The sequence below is a fragment of the Sphingomonas zeicaulis genome (assembly GCF_050433225.1).
Lineage (GTDB): Bacteria > Pseudomonadota > Alphaproteobacteria > Sphingomonadales > Sphingomonadaceae > Sphingomonas_D > Sphingomonas_D zeicaulis.
Window position 1 is genome coordinate 111,158 of sequence record NZ_JBNPXQ010000009.1, and the last position, 16,319, is coordinate 127,476.

Annotated in this window: 15 protein-coding genes and 1 pseudogene; 8 read left to right on the forward strand and 8 right to left on the reverse strand. The window is 65.5% G+C overall.

All coding sequences use genetic code 11. The annotated features are described in order from the left end of the window. Nucleotides 1-23 precede the first annotated feature (23 nt). Entirely contained in the window at nt 24-2,258 is a 2,235-nt protein-coding gene (locus FHS96_RS24085) for a glycoside hydrolase family 88 protein (RefSeq protein WP_429598007.1), read from the forward strand. 520 nt (nt 2,259-2,778) lie between these two features. On the opposite strand, the gene FHS96_RS24090 is transcribed toward FHS96_RS24085, so the two are convergent. The 3 genes from FHS96_RS24090 to FHS96_RS24100 all read right to left on the reverse strand — a co-directional run bounded on the left by FHS96_RS24090 (nt 2,779) and on the right by FHS96_RS24100 (nt 4,139). Beyond that, nucleotides 2,779-3,552 carry a DJ-1/PfpI family protein gene (locus FHS96_RS24090; protein WP_429598009.1) on the reverse strand — a complete coding sequence of 258 codons (774 nt, stop codon included), beginning with the start codon at nt 3,550-3,552 and terminating at the stop codon, nt 2,779-2,781. Nucleotides 3,553-3,666: 114 nt separating this feature from the next. Continuing rightward, on the reverse strand, nt 3,667-3,936 hold the full coding sequence (locus FHS96_RS24095; RefSeq protein ID WP_429598011.1) for a nuclear transport factor 2 family protein: 270 nt from the start codon (nt 3,934-3,936) through the stop codon (nt 3,667-3,669). Next, nucleotides 3,933-4,139, reverse strand: coding sequence for a hypothetical protein (locus FHS96_RS24100; protein WP_429598013.1), 207 nt, complete (start codon nt 4,137-4,139; stop codon nt 3,933-3,935). Before FHS96_RS24100 ends, FHS96_RS24095 begins: the two co-directional genes overlap by 4 nt. Before the next feature lie 315 nt (nt 4,140-4,454). Between FHS96_RS24100 and FHS96_RS24105 the strand changes: the two genes are divergently transcribed. Then, nucleotides 4,455-5,567: an NAD(P)-dependent oxidoreductase gene (locus FHS96_RS24105; protein WP_429598015.1), complete on the forward strand. Its 1,113-nt coding sequence runs from the start codon at nt 4,455-4,457 to the stop codon at nt 5,565-5,567. 511 nt (nt 5,568-6,078) lie between these two features. On the opposite strand, the gene FHS96_RS24110 is transcribed toward FHS96_RS24105, so the two are convergent. Next, nucleotides 6,079-6,339: a hypothetical protein gene (locus FHS96_RS24110; RefSeq protein ID WP_429598017.1), complete on the reverse strand. Its 261-nt coding sequence runs from the start codon at nt 6,337-6,339 to the stop codon at nt 6,079-6,081. A gap of 242 nt (nt 6,340-6,581) precedes the next feature. Between FHS96_RS24110 and FHS96_RS24115 the strand changes: the two genes are divergently transcribed. Beyond that, nucleotides 6,582-7,622: an alpha/beta fold hydrolase gene (locus tag FHS96_RS24115; RefSeq protein ID WP_429598019.1), complete on the forward strand. Its 1,041-nt coding sequence runs from the start codon at nt 6,582-6,584 to the stop codon at nt 7,620-7,622. 10 nt (nt 7,623-7,632) lie between these two features. Next, nucleotides 7,633-8,166 carry a cytochrome P460 family protein gene (locus tag FHS96_RS24120; RefSeq protein ID WP_429598021.1) on the forward strand — a complete coding sequence of 178 codons (534 nt, stop codon included), beginning with the start codon at nt 7,633-7,635 and terminating at the stop codon, nt 8,164-8,166. A gap of 58 nt (nt 8,167-8,224) precedes the next feature. On the opposite strand, the gene FHS96_RS24125 is transcribed toward FHS96_RS24120, so the two are convergent. The 3 genes from FHS96_RS24125 to FHS96_RS24135 are packed head-to-tail and all read right to left on the reverse strand — an operon-like array spanning nt 8,225 to nt 10,597. After that, the gene (locus FHS96_RS24125; RefSeq protein WP_429598023.1) at nt 8,225-9,022 is read right to left on the reverse strand and encodes an alpha/beta fold hydrolase; all 798 of its coding nucleotides are present in this window, start codon (nt 9,020-9,022) and stop codon (nt 8,225-8,227) included. Nucleotides 9,023-9,044: 22 nt separating this feature from the next. After that, nucleotides 9,045-9,458, reverse strand: coding sequence for an organic hydroperoxide resistance protein (locus FHS96_RS24130; protein ID WP_429598025.1), 414 nt, complete (start codon nt 9,456-9,458; stop codon nt 9,045-9,047). Between the two features lie 23 nt (nt 9,459-9,481). After that, on the reverse strand, nt 9,482-10,597 hold the full coding sequence (locus FHS96_RS24135; RefSeq protein WP_429598027.1) for an epoxide hydrolase family protein: 1,116 nt from the start codon (nt 10,595-10,597) through the stop codon (nt 9,482-9,484). A gap of 502 nt (nt 10,598-11,099) precedes the next feature. Between FHS96_RS24135 and FHS96_RS24140 the strand changes: the two genes are divergently transcribed. The 3 genes and pseudogenes from FHS96_RS24140 to FHS96_RS29375 form a co-directional block, all read left to right on the forward strand. Further along, on the forward strand, nt 11,100-12,068 hold the full coding sequence (locus FHS96_RS24140) for a redoxin domain-containing protein (protein WP_429598029.1): 969 nt from the start codon (nt 11,100-11,102) through the stop codon (nt 12,066-12,068). Between the two features lie 11 nt (nt 12,069-12,079). Further along, nucleotides 12,080-12,913 carry an oxidoreductase gene (locus FHS96_RS24145; RefSeq protein WP_429598031.1) on the forward strand — a complete coding sequence of 278 codons (834 nt, stop codon included), beginning with the start codon at nt 12,080-12,082 and terminating at the stop codon, nt 12,911-12,913. Nucleotides 12,914-13,088: 175 nt separating this feature from the next. Continuing rightward, a pseudogene (locus tag FHS96_RS29375) lies at nt 13,089-13,241 on the forward strand (winged helix-turn-helix domain-containing protein); the annotation flags it as partial. Here the strand turns inward: FHS96_RS29375 and FHS96_RS29380 are convergent. Further along, nucleotides 13,227-13,631, reverse strand: a complete 405-nt coding sequence (locus FHS96_RS29380) for a hypothetical protein (protein WP_488168731.1) — start codon at nt 13,629-13,631, stop codon at nt 13,227-13,229. The pseudogene FHS96_RS29375 and the gene FHS96_RS29380 sit on opposite strands and share 15 nt — an antisense overlap. On the opposite strand from FHS96_RS29380, the gene FHS96_RS24150 reads away from it, so the two are divergent. Further along, on the forward strand, nt 13,599-15,764 hold the full coding sequence (locus FHS96_RS24150) for an ATP-binding protein (protein WP_488168730.1): 2,166 nt from the start codon (nt 13,599-13,601) through the stop codon (nt 15,762-15,764). The two genes, FHS96_RS29380 and FHS96_RS24150, sit on opposite strands and share 33 nt — an antisense overlap. Nucleotides 15,765-16,319: the final 555 nt, after the last annotated feature.

The window sequence follows — 16,319 nt, forward strand, 5'->3', positions numbered from 1 at the left end:
CAGGATTGAAGAGGAGAATGCGCGTGAAACGCAGCCGCCGGCATGCTGGATACCGGGCGCTTTGCGCGATCCTGCTCACGGGCACCCTGCTCGCCCCCCTCGCTTCGGCGAAGGCCGAGCCGCCGGTCGCCGGCGTCGAGTCCGACTGGCTGGTTTCCCTGCCCCGCCCGAAGCTCGACACGTCCGGCACCCGCCTGCCGACCCGCGCCGAAGCGCTGGCGGCAGCCGAATATGTGAACGCCGCGCAGATGGCCGACATGGCGCGTCAGCCGATCCCGCTCTCCACCGGCGGCGCGCTCGATGCCATGGCGCCCAACTGGGTCTCTGCAGTCTATTATGTCGGCGCGGCGCGGCTGGCGCGCGTTTCGGACCGCCCCGAAACACTGCGTTTCCTCACCATGGTCGCCGAACATTATCACTATGCGGTGCGCGGCGCGAAGTCCGGCAAGACGATGCTCAACGCCGACGATATCGCTGTGGGCGATCTTTATGAGGAGCTTTACGCGCGCCGCCGGATCGAGGGCGTGCTGATGCCGCTGCAACAGCGCCTCGACTGGCAGGTGCCGCACCTTGCCCGCAAGACGGACACGAAGGCGCTCATCTGGTGGTGGTGCGATGCGCTGTTCATGGCGCCGCCGGTGCTCGCGCGCATGTCCGCGATCACCGGCGACCCGAAATATCTGCTTGCCGCCGACAAGGAGTGGCGTCGCACGGCACAACGCCTCTGGGTGGAGCAGGACGGGCTGTTTCTGCGCGACGAACGCTTCGCCGGCCGCACCGAAGCCAACGGCAAACCCGTCTACTGGTCGCGCGGTAATGGCTGGGTGCTCGCCGGGCTGGCGCGCTGGATCGAGGCGATGCCGGCGGATTTCGCGGGCCGGGATTATTATGTCGACCTCTTCCGCAAACTCGCCGCGAGCACTGCGCGGCTGCAGCGACCGGACGGGCTATGGCCGTCCAGCCTGCTCGCGCCGGAGGCCTATGCCGAACCCGAGACATCAGGCTCGGCCCTGCTCACCTATGGCCTCGCCTGGGGCGTGAACCATGGCCTTCTCGATCGCGCGGCCTACCAGCCCCGGGTGCTGAAGGGGTGGGCGGCGCTGAACCGGCACATCCTGCCCGGCGGCCAGCTCGGTTCCGCGCAGAAGACCGGCGACCAGCCGGTGCACACGAAGCCGGAGGACACCGGGCCCTACGCCAATGGCGCCTATATCCTCGCCACGCTGGAAATGGCGAACCTCTCCGGTGAAACCCGCAGCCTGCCTGAAGCCGAGCCGACGAAGGACAGCGCAGCGCTCATCGCCGCGACCACGCCGGTACCGCCCGCCCCGAAGACCGTCCAGGGCGAGGCCGAAATCACGCGCCGTGCCGCCGAAATGAAGGCGACAGAAGCGCTCTCATACGATCCAGCCGATACCGGCCGTCCGGCGACCGTCGAACCGCTTGCCCTTCCGGCGCCGTCCGAACGCAAACCCCGCGCCGTCGTGCGCTTTGCGCCCGACCGGCTCGACGACCTGCTGTGGGAGAATGACCTCGTAGCCCACCGCATCTACGGCCCGGCGCTGGAAAAGGTGGAGGCGCCGTCCGGCTCGGGTATCGATGCCTGGGCGAAGCGGGTGCGCTGGCCGTTCATGGATCGCCAGCTCAAATTCCCCAACTACCATGTCGACCGCGGCGAGGGGCTGGACTTTTACGATGTCGGCCGCACCCGCGGCACCGGTGGCCTCGGCATATGGTACGACAACAAGTTGTGGACCAGCCGCAACTTCGCGAGCTACCGGATCGACGAGACCGGCGGCAAGGTCGCGCGCTTCTCCGCGACCTACAAACCCTGGCCCGTCGATGTCGTCCGTACGGTATGGGAAACGCGCGAATTCTCGCTGCCGTTGGGATCGCACTTCACCAAGATGCGCTCGACACTGAGCTCCAACACCAGCGAACCCCTTACCGTCGCCATCGGCATCGGCAAGGTCGGCAAAAACGGCAAGGGCTTTCTCCAGCAGGATAAAAACACGGGCCGCATGACCTATTGGGAGCCGGAAGACGCCGGGCACGGTGCGCTGGGCGTCGCCGTGGCCGTGGATCCGAAGATGCTGGTCGGCTTCGCACAGGATGCGGAGAATTATCTCGTCCTCCTACGGATCGACCCGGGCAAGCCCTTCACCTATTATATGGGTACGGCATGGAACCGCGGCGGCGACGTTCCAGATCGCACTGCCTGGGAAAAGCTTGTGGCGGCGGAGACCTTCGCGTTCTGACCCAGCAGGAATGACCCGCGACACCGGTCCATGGGCAAGACGGCTGAACCCACCATCGAACGCTTTCGATGTTCGGGCGACCAGGCGGACGGCCGGATGCCAGGCGTTATGGCGTGACGATGGGCGCCCTTACCCAGTTTGCCGACGGTCGAATACCGATGTCCACCGCATTATACGGATGCCCCTCGGCGGCCTAACTCCGATCAGCACGAGTTGCTGACAACTGCATTAATGCCCGCGCCATCGCTCGATCGCGGTTCGCGGGAGCGGGTGGCTCGGCGGTGTTGTGGGACGCCGCCGAGCCATTGCCCGTGTCGACGCGGCCGCCTTGCGGATAGCCCCAAAAGATCATTGGACGGTTTGGAGCATTGCGGCCAAGCGGCAGCAGCCGTAGCGCAATTCCCACAGTTGGCTGCTCGGTTAGGCCCGGGTGCGGGCGTACCCCACACGTCCCCCGGGCCGTTCGTCGAGAAGCTGCGGCGCATCGAGGCGCTGCCCATGGGCTGGATGCCGGCGATCCCTACTGCCCGGACGCAAAGGGATCATTGTCCGGATCGTCATGCCACTGATACTCGGCGATCATGGCCGCATGTTCGGCCGCCTTCCGTCCATAGAGCTTTTCGACCAGGGCAAGCGCCATGTCAGTGCCGGCCGACACGCCGGAGGATGTGGCATATTTGCCATCGAAGACCCAGCGCGCCTTGCGCCGCCAGCGAACCTTATCCGATTGGCTTGACACCCAATCGAAGGCCAGTTTGTTCGTCGTGGCCTGGCGCCCATCGAGTACGCCTGCCCGCGCGAGGATGGCGGCACCCGTGCAGACCGACACCGTCCACCGGGTGGCACGATCCTGGCGACGAACGAAGTCGAGCAGGGCCGCGTCCTTCACCAGTGGCCGCGTGCCCATGCCACCGGGCACCATCAGAATGTCGAGCTGAGGTGCCGATCCGAACGAACTGCCCACGTTCACGACCGTTCCCTGCGCAGAGGTGACCGCACCGCCATTCGGGGATATGAACAACAGGCGATGTTCGGGAAGCCGCCCCCACATCTGAACCGGGCCGAACACGTCGAGCGTCTCGAAATCGTCGAACAGTACAATCCCGATCAGTCGCGATTTCGACCCGCGGCTTGCCTCATCGTCCGTCATTGCCTCAGCATCTCCCTTCGTCTGCGCCGACGCTAGATCTCTTGCGCCGTCCGCGGCCTCAGCATCGCGCTGCGCCCACAACGGCAGCAGCGCGGCGACCGAGCCGATCCGGATCACCGCCCTGCGCGTGAAAGCACTGCTCATGCCGGAAACACGCCAGTCGTCAGGTGCCTGTAGCCGTCGATCCGGACGGCGAAGGGGCCGGTCGGGCGTGGCGTACGGTCTTTATTCTGGGTCGCGTCCATCTTGGATCATCCCTTATCGCATGTGCTGCGCGGGCGGCTGGCTTTCGCCTTCTGGCCGGAGGTCGGTCGCCGCCCGCCCGCTGCCATCCATCTCCATCGGACAGGATTTGTGTTCGTGAACGATGTGCCACGCACCATCGTCGCGACGCAGGACGATGGTCCGGCGGTTCCAGGCGTCAAGCGGCCCCTGCCCCTTCTTGTCGCCGCGCATTCGGCTCAATCCGAACACGACGGCGAGATTCCGCTCTAGGATCAGTGCCGGCTCGAAGAGTTCGACGGTCACTGGCCCCTCCCAAATGGCGAACCACGCATCAGCCCAGACGGATCGTTCAGCGCATTACCGCGCACTTCCAGCGGTGGCGGCAGATCATATATCACTGAGTCCGCCTCGTTCGGGGCGATCACGCCCGCAGCATCGCCGCGTGCGGTGGCGGCATCCTGCTCGCGAAGCAGCGCAAGAATATCATCCCTGTCGGTTCCCGACATCCGATCCTCCTCACCCTGTGCAGATGCGAAGCCTGCCGCAGCCCTGCTCGGCTGCGGTCATCGTGCGCCCATCAACGCCGCAACACGAGGACAGCCTCTTCCTTCAGCCGCATCTGGCGGGAGATTGCGACCGACAGCGCTTCTGCTGCGCCGAAGAGTTTGTCGATCAGATCGATGCACGGCAAATATAGATGGCGGTCAAACGCCGGGCGATTTCCGGAACATGCAGTTGGCCGGGGCGATCCGCACGGCAGATGATCGGCTGCACAATGTCGAGCAACAGGCACCGCCGGTCGGCCTCCAGGAGCCTGCACGATGGCACCGGCAGCGCGGTCCGATCGTTCGTGTCCCTCCGCCTTCCCGTTGCCCAACAACCAGGGGAAGGTTGTATCGACAGGTTATGGAGATGAGCCAATGACTGCAGATCCCATCCTCCTCATGGGCGGATCCGGCGCGATCGGGCGCCAGAGCGCTCAGGCGTTGCGTGCGGTTTATCCCGATGTACCGCTCCTGATCGGGGGACGCGATCTGGCGAAAAGCCGGGAGGCGGCGGAGGCGATCGGCAATGCCGAAGGCGTGGTCCTGGAGCCGCGGGAGGACGATCTCGGGCTCGGCGATCGCGGCGTGCGGGCAGCCGCCGTTTTCTATGCCGACGAACGCCTGGCCGGCCTGCGTTTCGCGCAACGGCGCGGGATACCACATCTCGGTATCTCATCGGGCATTTACGAGATCGCGCCGGAAGTCGCGATCCATATGCATCGGCCGGACGCCGCAGCGATCGTGCTCGGCTATGAATGGCTTGTCGGCGCGACCACCGTCGCGACGCTGGAGTGCGCAAAATCGTTCAAACGCCTCGATGCCATCAGGATCGGCGCGCTGGTCGACGATGATGAGCAGCCGGGTCCGGCCGTCGCGGAGGATTTCGAGCGCCTTGCCGGCATGCTGCCCGCCGCTTTGACCCGCAGCGATGGTGCCTACATCTGGCGTCGTGACGACGAGGCAAAGACGACATTCAGCGCCATTGACGGAACGCGGATGGAGGCATCCGGCTTCTCGTCCATCGACGTCGTTGGCCTTGCGACGGAAACGGGCGCACCGACCGTCGAGTTCAATATCGCCAATGGCATCAGTTCGAGCCGCCGCCGCGGCGAACCGATGTCCACCGAGATCATCATCGAGTTGACCGGTGAAGACCAGGAGGGTGCGCTTCGGCGTACGCGTCACGCGGTCTTCCACCCGGGCGGCGCCGCGCCGCTGACCGCGCTCGGCGTTGCCATGATCCTCGAGCGGCTGACGGGGCTCGACGGTGCGGTTCCGACGGCACCGGGCTTGTATTTCCCATATCAGGTCGTCGATCGCGCCACCTATATCGCGCGGTTGCAGGCGGCAGGCGGGGCTATCGTGGCGCTTGATCCCCCCGGAGACTGAAACGCAATTTTCCTGTCAGCGCCAGGCTACTCGTCCTTCACATCGGCTGAGAGCCTGGCCGCCATTCGGGGCCGTGTCTATCAAACGGGCCATTCCAAACTGCTCAATCGTCGAACAGGACCACGCCCACCGATGCGGCGGAGATCCTGACCGCATCATCGACTGATAGACGGCCGCAACCGGTGATGATCAGCCTGGATCGTTCGGTCATGGCGGCGGCCACAAGGACAAGGTCAGACGCGCTGATCCTGGTTGCCGAAACCCGAACACCGCCACCTGCCGCAACGATGCGGATCAAGTCATCGGTGCTGCGATTGCTCCAATTCCCAAGCATCTTTCATTCCCGATTTCGCTCCAGGAGCGCATGGTACAAAACGGCTGTGCAGGGGGGACTATCCAGGTCGGTGGACAACGGCAATCGACTGGTAAGACGACACGTCACCGCCGGTGCGAGCCGGCACGCACCGCGACGGTGCCACACCGGCATCGTGATCCGATTGCCATCTCAGCGTCAGGATTCGGAGATCGTCTCATCCTCGATCGCCGCCAGGATCATCCTCTCCCAGATTTCCGGGTCACCCACTGCAGCCATCCGACCACTGGGCGCGCGCAATGCGTTCAGAACAGCCAGTGCGGCCCCGGTGAAATCGGGCCAAAGCGCATTCACCGCCTCGCCTGCCGAGACCATATCGCCTTCGCCGTTGCGGCTGAGTTCATAACCGGCGAGTACGCGGGCGACGCGCTCGACGGGTGCAGTGTTGGCAGTATCCACTGATGGCCTCCATTCGTGCAGCCCCTAGCTGAACGATCCGGCCCGGTGCGGGTTGCAGGAAGACGAACCGGCTCCGCCCAGCGGGAAGGCCCGAGCGTGTTTGCACCGTTGCCGGACGCAGCATCCAAGAGCCGTTTCGAGAAGCCCATCGCGCGCTCACAGCAGATCATAACGATTAACAAGCGACTGCGCTTGGGCAGGAATATGTGGGCACCTTCCCTGCCGCCGAAAGGATCCGAGCCATGTCGACGCGTTTGCCCGAGACCTTCACCGACCGCCGCGGCTTCGTCCACGGCGCCGCCGTGATTGCCGCCGCCGTGGCCGGCGGCGGCACATCCGCCGCTGCCGCGGCGACGGTACCAAGGCCATCGCCCCGCCCGCCCTTCGGACCGCTTCGACAGATCGACGCCGGAGTGCTCAGCATCGGTTATGTCGAGATGGGGCCTGCTTCGGGCCCGGCAGTGCTGCTTCTCCACGGCTGGCCCTACGCCATCGATGCCTTCGCCCAGGTGGCGCCGCTGCTCGCCGCGCGCGGCTTTCGCGTGATCGTGCCGCACCTGCGTGGTCATGGCAGCACCGTCTTCCGCTCGGCCGAGACACCACGCAACGCGCAGCAAGCCGCGCTCGCCGCCGATGGACTAGCTTTGTTGGACGCGCTGCGCATCGATCGGGCGATCGTTGCGGGCTTCGACTGGGGCGCGCGGACGGCAGACATCATGGCGGTGCTCTGGCCCGATCGCTGCAAGGCGCTGGTTTCGGTCAGCGGCTATCTGATCGGCAGCCAAGCCGGCAACGCCACGCCGCTGCCGCCGCAGGCCGAGCTGCAATGGTGGTATCAATTCTACTTCGCTACCGAGCACGGCAGATCCGGCTATGCCGCCAATACCAAGGCGTTCAACCAGCTGATCTGGCAGCTCGCCTCGCCCAAATGGCAGTTCGATTCAGCGACCTTCGAGCGTTCAGCGGCGGTGTTCGCCAATCCTGACCACGTCGCGATCGTCATCCACAATTATCGCTGGCGGCTCGGGCTCGCCGAGGGCGAGGCGCACTATGATGCGGTGGAGACCAGGCTCGCCGCCGCGCCGCCGGTAACAATCCCGACGATCACCCTGGAAGGGGACGCCAATGGTGCGCCCCATCCCGAACCCGGCCAGTATCGCGCGCGGTTCACCGGTGCCTATGCGCACCGGCTGATTACCGGCGGGATCGGCCACAATCTGCCACAAGAGGCGCCGGCGGCCTTCGCCAAGGCGGTGCTCGACGTCGCGCAGCTGGCGGGCTGAGGAGGTTGATATGCAGCGTCTCGCCACCTGCGGCCTCGCGCTTGGCGCCCTGATCTTCGACGTCTCCAGCCTGGCCATCGCGCGGCGCCCCGCGCATGATGGATCGCCGGTCTACGGCGTCGAGCTTCCCAAGGGCTATCGCGACTGGAAGCTGATCAGCGTTGCGCACGAGGCCGGCAAGAACAATGATATCCGCGCCATCCTGGGCAACGACATCGCGGTGAAAGCCTTCCGCGACGGCAAGCGTCCGTTTCCGGACGGGTCCATTCTCGTCCGGCTGGCGTGGAGGTACCAATCGTCGCCCCGCAACGATCGCGTCTTCCCCGCGCCTCAGTCGTTCATCGCCGGCGAGCCGATCAACGTTCAGGTCAGCGTCAAGGACGCCAAGCGCTATGTCGCGAGCGGCGGCTGGGGCTATGGCCAGTTCGAAAACGGCGCGGCGAACCAGGATGCAGCGCTCAACCGGACCTGCTTCGCTTGCCACGCCAAGCTCAGCGCGATCGACGACAAGGCAGACCTCGTCTTCACCGGCTATTCTCGCTGAAGCAACCCGCCCGCGACCGGCACCGCATTTGCGAAAGAAGCCAGCCGCGGGCGCGCATTCATCGATCGATCGCCGCCCGTTCGATCAGGCTCGCCACCGCTGGTGCGTTCGAGACCATCACGACGTGCGAGGCCCCCTTCACGACGAGCGTTTCGCGCGCCTGCGCACGGCCGGCCATGAATGCCAGTGCGGCGGGCGGGATATTGCGATCCTTGTCGCCATAGACGAACCATGACGGAACATGCCTCCACGCGGGCGCAGTGGACACCTCCCCCAGCGCTGCTTCCGCGATCGGGCGTTGACCGACGGCCATCAGCCGCGCCTCGGCCAGGGACACGTCCGCTGCGAACTGCTCGTGAAAACGTGCCTGGAGGACGTACAGGTCGTTGCCGCTGCCCGCGAGCTTCACCGGCGGCGCCAGCGCGGGTGCGAGCGTGCTTCCCGGGAACTTGCCGGTGAGGCCAATCGCAGTCTCTCCCGCCTCGGGCGCGAAGGCGGCGACGTAGACCAGTGCCTTGACGTTCGTCGCGCCTTCGCCCGCCTCGCTGATGACTGAGCCGCCATAGCTGTGCCCGACGAGCACGACGGGACCCGGGATGCTGTCAACCAGCGCGCGCACGGCATCAGCATCGGCGCGAACCCCCCGTAGCGGATTTGCGGCGGCGACCACCGTATAGCCGTCGCGCGTCAAAATCCGCGCTACGCCATTCCAGCTCGATGAGTCGGCGAAGGCACCGTGGACGAGCACCACGGTTGGTTTCGCGGTTTGGGCCTGCGCGGTGAGCGGCAGCGCCGCGGCGGTGAGCGGCAGCGCCGCGGCGGCGAGCAACAGCCCGCCGGCGATAAGCTTGTTCATGTTGGCCTCTTCGAGATCGGGGTCAGACGAGACGGACGACGACGTCGATATTGCCCTTGATCGCTTTCGAATAAGGACAGGTGCGGTGCGCCGCCTCGATCAGCGGGCGTGCAACCTCGGGCTCGATGCCCGGGACGCTGACATCGAGCCTGGCGGCGAGCGCATAGCCGTCTGCGCCGTGGCGCAACTCGACCGCTGCATCGATGGCGAGATCGGCGGGCAGGGTCACGCCCTTGGCCTTGGCGGCAATCGCCATGGCGCCTTCGAAACAGGCTGCCCAGCCGGCAGCGAAGAGCTGCTCCGGATTGGTCCCGGTGCCGGTGCTGCCGGGCGCCGCGAGTGCGATGTCGAGACGGCCATCCGAACTGCGGGCGGCGCCCTCCCGACCCCCGGTGACATGCACGTGCGCGGTGTACAGGGTCTTGGTGTCAGACATGATAGTCTCCTTAGGGGTCGGGCTCAGCGGAGCGGGCGAAAGGCGGCGCGGACTTCCTCGGCAAACAGCCCGGGCTTCTCCCAGGCGGCGAAATGACCGCCGTCGCGTGCTTCGTTGAAGTAGAAGAGGTTGGTGTAGCAGCGCTCGGCCCAGCTTCTCGGCGCGCGGAAAATCTCGCCGGGGAATACGCTCACGGCGACCGGCAGATCGATGATCCCGCGGGCATTGAAGTTGTTGCTATGGTCTTCCCAGTAGATCCGCGCGGCGGACGCGCCCGTGCCGGTGAGCCAGTAGAGCGACAGGTCGTCGAGGATCGTATCGCGGCCCAGCACGCGCTCGGGATCGCCAGCGGGATAAGTCCACTGGCCGATCTTCTCGTACATCCAACCGGCCATCCCGACCGGCGAGTCGACCAGCGCGTAGCCGATCGTCTGAGGCCGGGTGTTCATCATCGCGGCATAAGCCGAATTGTCGCGATAGAAGGCGACGAGTTGGTCGAATGCTGCACGTTCTTTGGCTGACAGGCTTGCTGGCCCGGAATCGCCGGCGGCAAGGGCATGGGCGATCTCGGCAGGGACCACCGCAGGCATGTTGAGGTGGATGCCGATCAGCCCGGGCACGCACTGGAGCGCCATGCGCTGCGAGATCACCGAGCCGCAATCGCCGCCCTGGCTTACATAGCGGTCATAGCCGAGCCGCCGCATCAGCGTCGCCCAGGCACGACCGATCCGATCCGAGCCCCAACCCGGGCCCGTCGGTTTGGCGGAAAAGCCGAAGCCAGGGATCGAGGGAATGACCAGATGGAACGCATCTTCGGCCTTGCCTCCATGCGCAGTCGGGTCAGCCAGTGGCGCAATGACCTTGAGGAATTCGAGGATCGATCCCGGCCAGCCATGGGTGAGGATCATCGGCAGCGCGTTCTCGTGCCGCGAGCGGATATGGAGGAAGTGGATGTCGAGCCCGTCGACCCGCGTCAGGAACATCGGCAGCGCGTTGAGCCGCGCCTCGACCTTGCGCCAATCATAGGCCTCCGCCCAATAGCGCATCAGCGGCTCGAGCGCTTCGCGGCGAACGCCCTGGCCGTCGTCGTCGACCGGCTGGGTATCAGCCCAGCGAGTTTCGGCAATCCGGCGCCGCATCGCCCGTATCTCTGCGTCCGGAACGGCGATCCGGAAAGGTCGAATGGCACTGTCGCTTCCTTGAGCGCGGGCGATCGACGGCAACGCGCCGAGCGCTCCTGCCACGCCCGCTGCGGCGACGAACTGACGACGCGAGACTTGGTCTGCGAACATGCGGCTATTCTCCCGATCTTGTCCTGAGTGGATCTAGGGATACGGGGCGGTCGCGCACGTTAGGTGCGGTGATCCCGTGTTAGCGTGCGCAAGGGCTGCAGACGGGCAGCAACGGCTATCAGCAACTAACGCATGCATGGCGACGGCTAACGCGAAGGATCACACGCCCGGCCTATGTAAGCGATAACCAGCACAGGAGGCAGGCACCATGCACAACAGACGTTCGCTCGGCTTCGCGGCAGTCGCAGTTGCCGCCGCTGTTGCGACAACCGCGCTTTGCTTTGGCGACGCGCTCGTCCTGGCCCGGTCTCCGACCAAAGTCGGCGACGCAGCATCGCAAGCACCGTTAGTGACGACCGCGCAGCCCATCGATGTGCTGCAGCGCGCCGCGCCTTGGCTTCTGACGGCGCCCGATGGCCGCAAGTCGCTGCGCGGCAAGGTCGTCGTCGTCAATTTCTGGACCTATTCGTGCATCAATTCCCTGCGCGCGATTCCCTATCTCCGCGCCTGGGGCCAGCGCTACGGCAACGATGGGCTGGAAGTCGTTGGAATCCACGCGCCCGAGTTCGGCTTTGAAAAGGATCCGGCCAATGTCCGCCGCGCTCTCGCGCAACTGGGCATCCCCTATCCGAACGTGCAGGACAATGATTATGCGGTATGGCGCGCGTTCGCCAACAGGGGCTGGCCGGGCATCTACTTCATCGACGCGCAAGGCAGGATCCGTGACTATCAGCTCGGCGAAGGCGGCTTTGACGCGGGCGAGCGGTTGATCCGCACGCTGTTGAGCGAGGCGGGCCATGATGTCTCGGACGTGCCGTTGGCTCCGGTCGATGCCAAGGGGGTCGAGGCGCAAGCCGATTGGCCCGATCTGGGCTCGCCAGAGGCCTATCTGGGTTACGCGAAGGCGGCGGGCTTCGCGTCTCCGGACGGTTTCCGCCGGGATACCGCTCACGTTTATTCCCCCGCCGCGGCGCTTTCGCGCAATCGCTGGGATCTGACGGGTCGCTGGAAGATCGGCAGCGAATATGCGGTGCAGGAGAGCGATTCCGGCAGCATCCGCTTCCGCTTCCACGCTCGCGACGCCCATCTTGTGCTAGGCGGCGCGCCAGATGGCCGCCCGGTGCGCTTCCGCGTGACGATCGACGGCCGTGCGCCCGGCGACGGCCACGGCGTGGATGTCGATGCGGCCGGTTGGGGCGAAGTGCGGGAGGACCGGCTCTATCAGTTGATCCGCCAGACCGACGCAATCGCGGATCGCACGCTGGCAATTCAATTCTCGCGCCCCGGCGTGCGCGCCTATGTCTTCACGTTTGGTTGAGGAAAAAGACCGTGGCAAAAACCTGGCTGGTGACCGGCAGCTCGCGCGGCTTCGGACGCGCTTTGTGCGAGGCGATCCTCGACGCCGGCGACAATCTGTTGGCGACGGCGCGCGATCCCGATCAGCTTGCCGGCCTCGGCGACGGTCGCCCCGGCACGCTCGCCACCGCGCGGCTCGACGTGACCTCCGAGACGGACGTCGCTGCCGCCATATCCACGGCGATAGCCGCGTTCGGCACGCTCGACGTGCTCGTCAACAACGCCGGCTATGGGGATGTCGGCTCGGTCGAGGACACTTCGCTGGCCTCTTTCCGTCGCCAGATCGACACCAATCTCTTCGGCACGATAGCAATGACCAAGGCCGTGATCCCGCACATGCGCGCGCGGCGGAGCGGCCATATCATCCAGTTCTCGTCTGTTGGCGGAAGGCTCGGCGCGCCGGGTCGCGCGGCTTATTCGGCGGCGAAATGGGGCATCGAAGGCTTTTCCGAAGTGCTGGCGCAGGAAATGAAACTTGTCGGCGTTCGCGTGACGATCATCGAGCCAGGGGGCTTCCGCACCGACTTCGCCGGATCCTCGACCACGCTCGACACCGGCCGCGCGGAATATGACGCGGTGGTCGGAAATGCAGCACGGATGCAGGCGGCATATCATGGCAGGCAACCCGGCGACCCCCACCGGGGCGCGCAAGCCATTCTTGCCATCGTCGCATCGGATGCCCCTCCACTCCGCCTGCCGCTGGGAAGGGACGCCGTCACCGCAATCGAGCGCAGCGATCAGGCCCGGCTTGACGAACTGGCCCGCTGGCGTGCGCTTAGCCTCACTACCGATTTCCAGGAGGAATGAACGCACCGGGGGATTGAGGCAGGCCGCCAATCGCGGCATGGATCGGCCCGGCGGACAAGGCTAGGGGCGGATCGTGGCGGACCTGGATCGGCAGCTTGGTGGGCGCATGTGTTTCGGGCCTTTCTGCCTGCACCCTGAGGCGCGCCTGCTGACCCGGCACGGCGAACCCGTCGAGATGGGCGGCCGCTCTTTCGACCTGCTCGTGGTGCTCACCGAACAGCCGGGCCGGGTATTATCCAAACGCGAGCTGCTCAAGCGCGTCTGGCCCGACGTGGTGGTCGAGGACGGAAGCCTGCGCTTCCACATGGCCGGGCTACGCAAGCTGCTCGGCGACGGTGTCGACGGTGCGCGTTACATCACGACCCAAGTCGGGGTCGGTTATGCGTTCGTTGCGCCGGTCGAGCGGCAGGGCGGTGCGGAGCGGCGAGGGCCGGAAGACGGCGGAAGTGGCCCTGCCGGCACGAACCTGCCCCCGCGCCTGCCGCATCTGATCGGGCGTGAGCGCGACGTAACGCTTCTGATCGATCGCATCGCCGATATCCCGCTGTTCTCGATCGTCGGCGCGGCGGGTGTCGGCAAGACGTCGCTCGCCATCGAGACCGGTCACCGGCTCGCCCCGCTGTTCGAGGATCGTGTCACCTTCGTCGACTTCAGCATGATCGAGAACATGGCGGTGGTGCCCTCGATGATCGCCGGCGCGATGGGCATCGCGGTGCAAAGCGACGATCCGACTGCCGTGATCCTCGGCCATATCCGCGATCGCTCGTTTCTGCTGATCCTGGACAATTGCGAACACGTCATCGAGGCTGTCGCCGCCATCGTCGAACGAATCGTAGACCAGGCGCCGCGGGCCAGGATCCTCACCACGTCGCGCGAGCCGCTGCGCGTGCGCGCTGAGCATGTCCTGCGTCTGGACGCGCTCGACTATCCGGAGGACCTTTCGGAGCTGACGTGCGAGCAATTGCTGGCTTATCCGGCGGTGCAGCTCTTCCGCGAGCGAGCGATTGCCGCCGACAGCGCGCTGGTGGTCGACGACGAGGCCGCCCGGTTGCTCGCCGAGATGTGCCAGCGGCTCGGCGGCATGGCCCTGCCGATCGAACTGGCCGCCGTCCGCGTGGCGACGCACGGCATCGCCGCCACCGCGCGCCAGCTCGGCGAGCGCTTCATTCTCGCCTGGCCGGGCCGCCGCACCGCGCAGCCGCGCCAGCAGACGCTCCAGGCGACGCTCGACTGGAGCTACGATCTGCTTTCCGGTTCCGAGCGTATCGTGCTTGAGCGGCTCTCGATCTTCGTCGGTCCGTTTTCGATCGACGCCGCCCTGGAGGTCGTTGCCGATGTTGAGATCGGATCGGACGAGGTTGCAGTCGCGCTCGACGAACTCGTATCCAAGTCGCTGATCGCACCCGATCGTTCGCGCCGCACGGGCACCTATCGGCTGTTGGAGATGACGCGCGCTTATTCGCGCGAGAAGCTGCGCGCGCGCGGCAACGCGACGCAGAGCGTCATCGCGCGTCGCCACGCCGCCTTCTTCCTCGCCGCGCTCGAAATGGCAGAGGAAGACGAGGGCGTGCTGCAGGATGCGCGGCCGCTCCGGCCACAGCTCGGCAACATCCGCAGCGCGCTCGACTGGTGCTTCGGGATCGACGGCGACCGGCGGCTGGCCGTCCGCCTCGCGGCTGCCAGTGCTCCCGTATTCCTCAACCTGTCGCACCTGCTCGAATGCCGTAATTGGTCGAGCCGCGCGCTGGCGGAAATCCTGGACGACCAGCGCGGCACCGCGTTGGAGCTAGAGCTGCAAGCCGCACTCGGTATTACGCTGATGTTCACGCGCGGCAACAGCGCGGCGGCGGGAGACGCGCTTGCCCGCGCGCTCGAGATCGCAACGGCGCTCGACGACAAATGGAACCAGCTGCGCCTGCTCGGCCGGCTCCACATCTTCCACGAGCGCGTCGGCGAGTATGAGGTCGCGTCACGCCACGCGGAGCGTGCTGTCCAGGTTGCCGAAGCGCTCCGCGAACCCGAGGCGATCGGCGTCGCTTATTCACTGTTGGGCATCTCGCATCATCTCGCCGGCGACCAGAACGCCGCGCGGCACGCGCTCGAGCTTTCACTGCGGAAGAGCCCACCTTCAGCGCGCGGGCAGACCATCCATTACGGCTTCGACCACCGCAATCGCTCCGGGATTGCCCTGGCGCGAACGCTTTGGCTTACTGGCGACGCCGAGCAGGCGAGACGACTGGCGCAACAATTTGTCCGCGAAGCAGCCCATCTCGACCATTCGATCACGCATTGCATCGCGCTGATCTGGTCGTTCTCCGTCTTCCTCTGGATGGACGATTTCGTCCGCGCCGAGGCGGATCTCGCCGCTTTCACGAAATGCGCCGAAGTCAATGCGCTGGGCCCCTATATCGCGGCTGCGGCCGGGCTTCGGGGCGAGCTGAACATCCAGCGCGGCTGCACCGGAGACGCGCTCGGGGCGATCGAGGAAAGCCTCTCTCGGCTTCGCGCCGCCCGCTATGAGTTGCTGACGACGCCCTTTTCGATCGCACTTGTTCGCGGCCTTGCCGCGGAGGCACGTACCGGCGAGGCGCTGGCGCTGGTCGACGCCACGCTCAAGCGCTGTAATGCCAACGGCGAGCGCTTTGCGATGCCCGAGTTGCTTCGCCTGAAGGCCGCGATCATGAATTCCGCCGGCGCCCAGGCGGCACGGGTTGCGTTACTGGAAGAGGCGCTTGCGCTCAGCCGTCAGCAAGGCGCACTGGCCTGGGAATTACGGGTTTCCGCTGACCTTGCTGAAAGTGAACCTACGCGTCTTGTGCGGAGGGTCGGGCCACAAACCCCACTCGGCTAAGTCGCGCCGGATCTGCTGCTACCGTCCGCGATTGGCGGAGTGTCGTTAGAACCGGATAGCTACTGGGGGCGAAGCCGCGGTTCGCCAGCCGGGGGGGGCCCAAATATCGACGATCCTTTGTTCAAGCCGATCAGCGATGACTGCTTACAGAGACGTTTCGCGGTTGGTTGTTTCGGCCGCAAAACCCCAGGCTCTGCCTGCTCTGACCGATGAGGGAGCCTGCCACCAAAATGGGCCGATTGGAGAAATGTGTCCTGTTGAAGACTCATTAGCCACTGCATACACTGCTGGCGCTGGACGAGCGAATAGCAAAATTTGCGCCCCTTGTGGGATTCCCGCTGTTCGTCAGGCCGCCTTCAATTCCCGCGGATATTGCTTTTGATTGAAATCTTGCGATGGGTGCACGAGCATGAGAATATATGATGACGATGCCGGCGAAACTCTTTTGAAAGCGCGAGCTTTGATGAGCCATGCGTTGGATTTGCTCGATAGCGTGAGAGCATGCGAAGTCGCGGCGTACGTGGATTTTGCTGTGACGAAGATAGATGCATATTT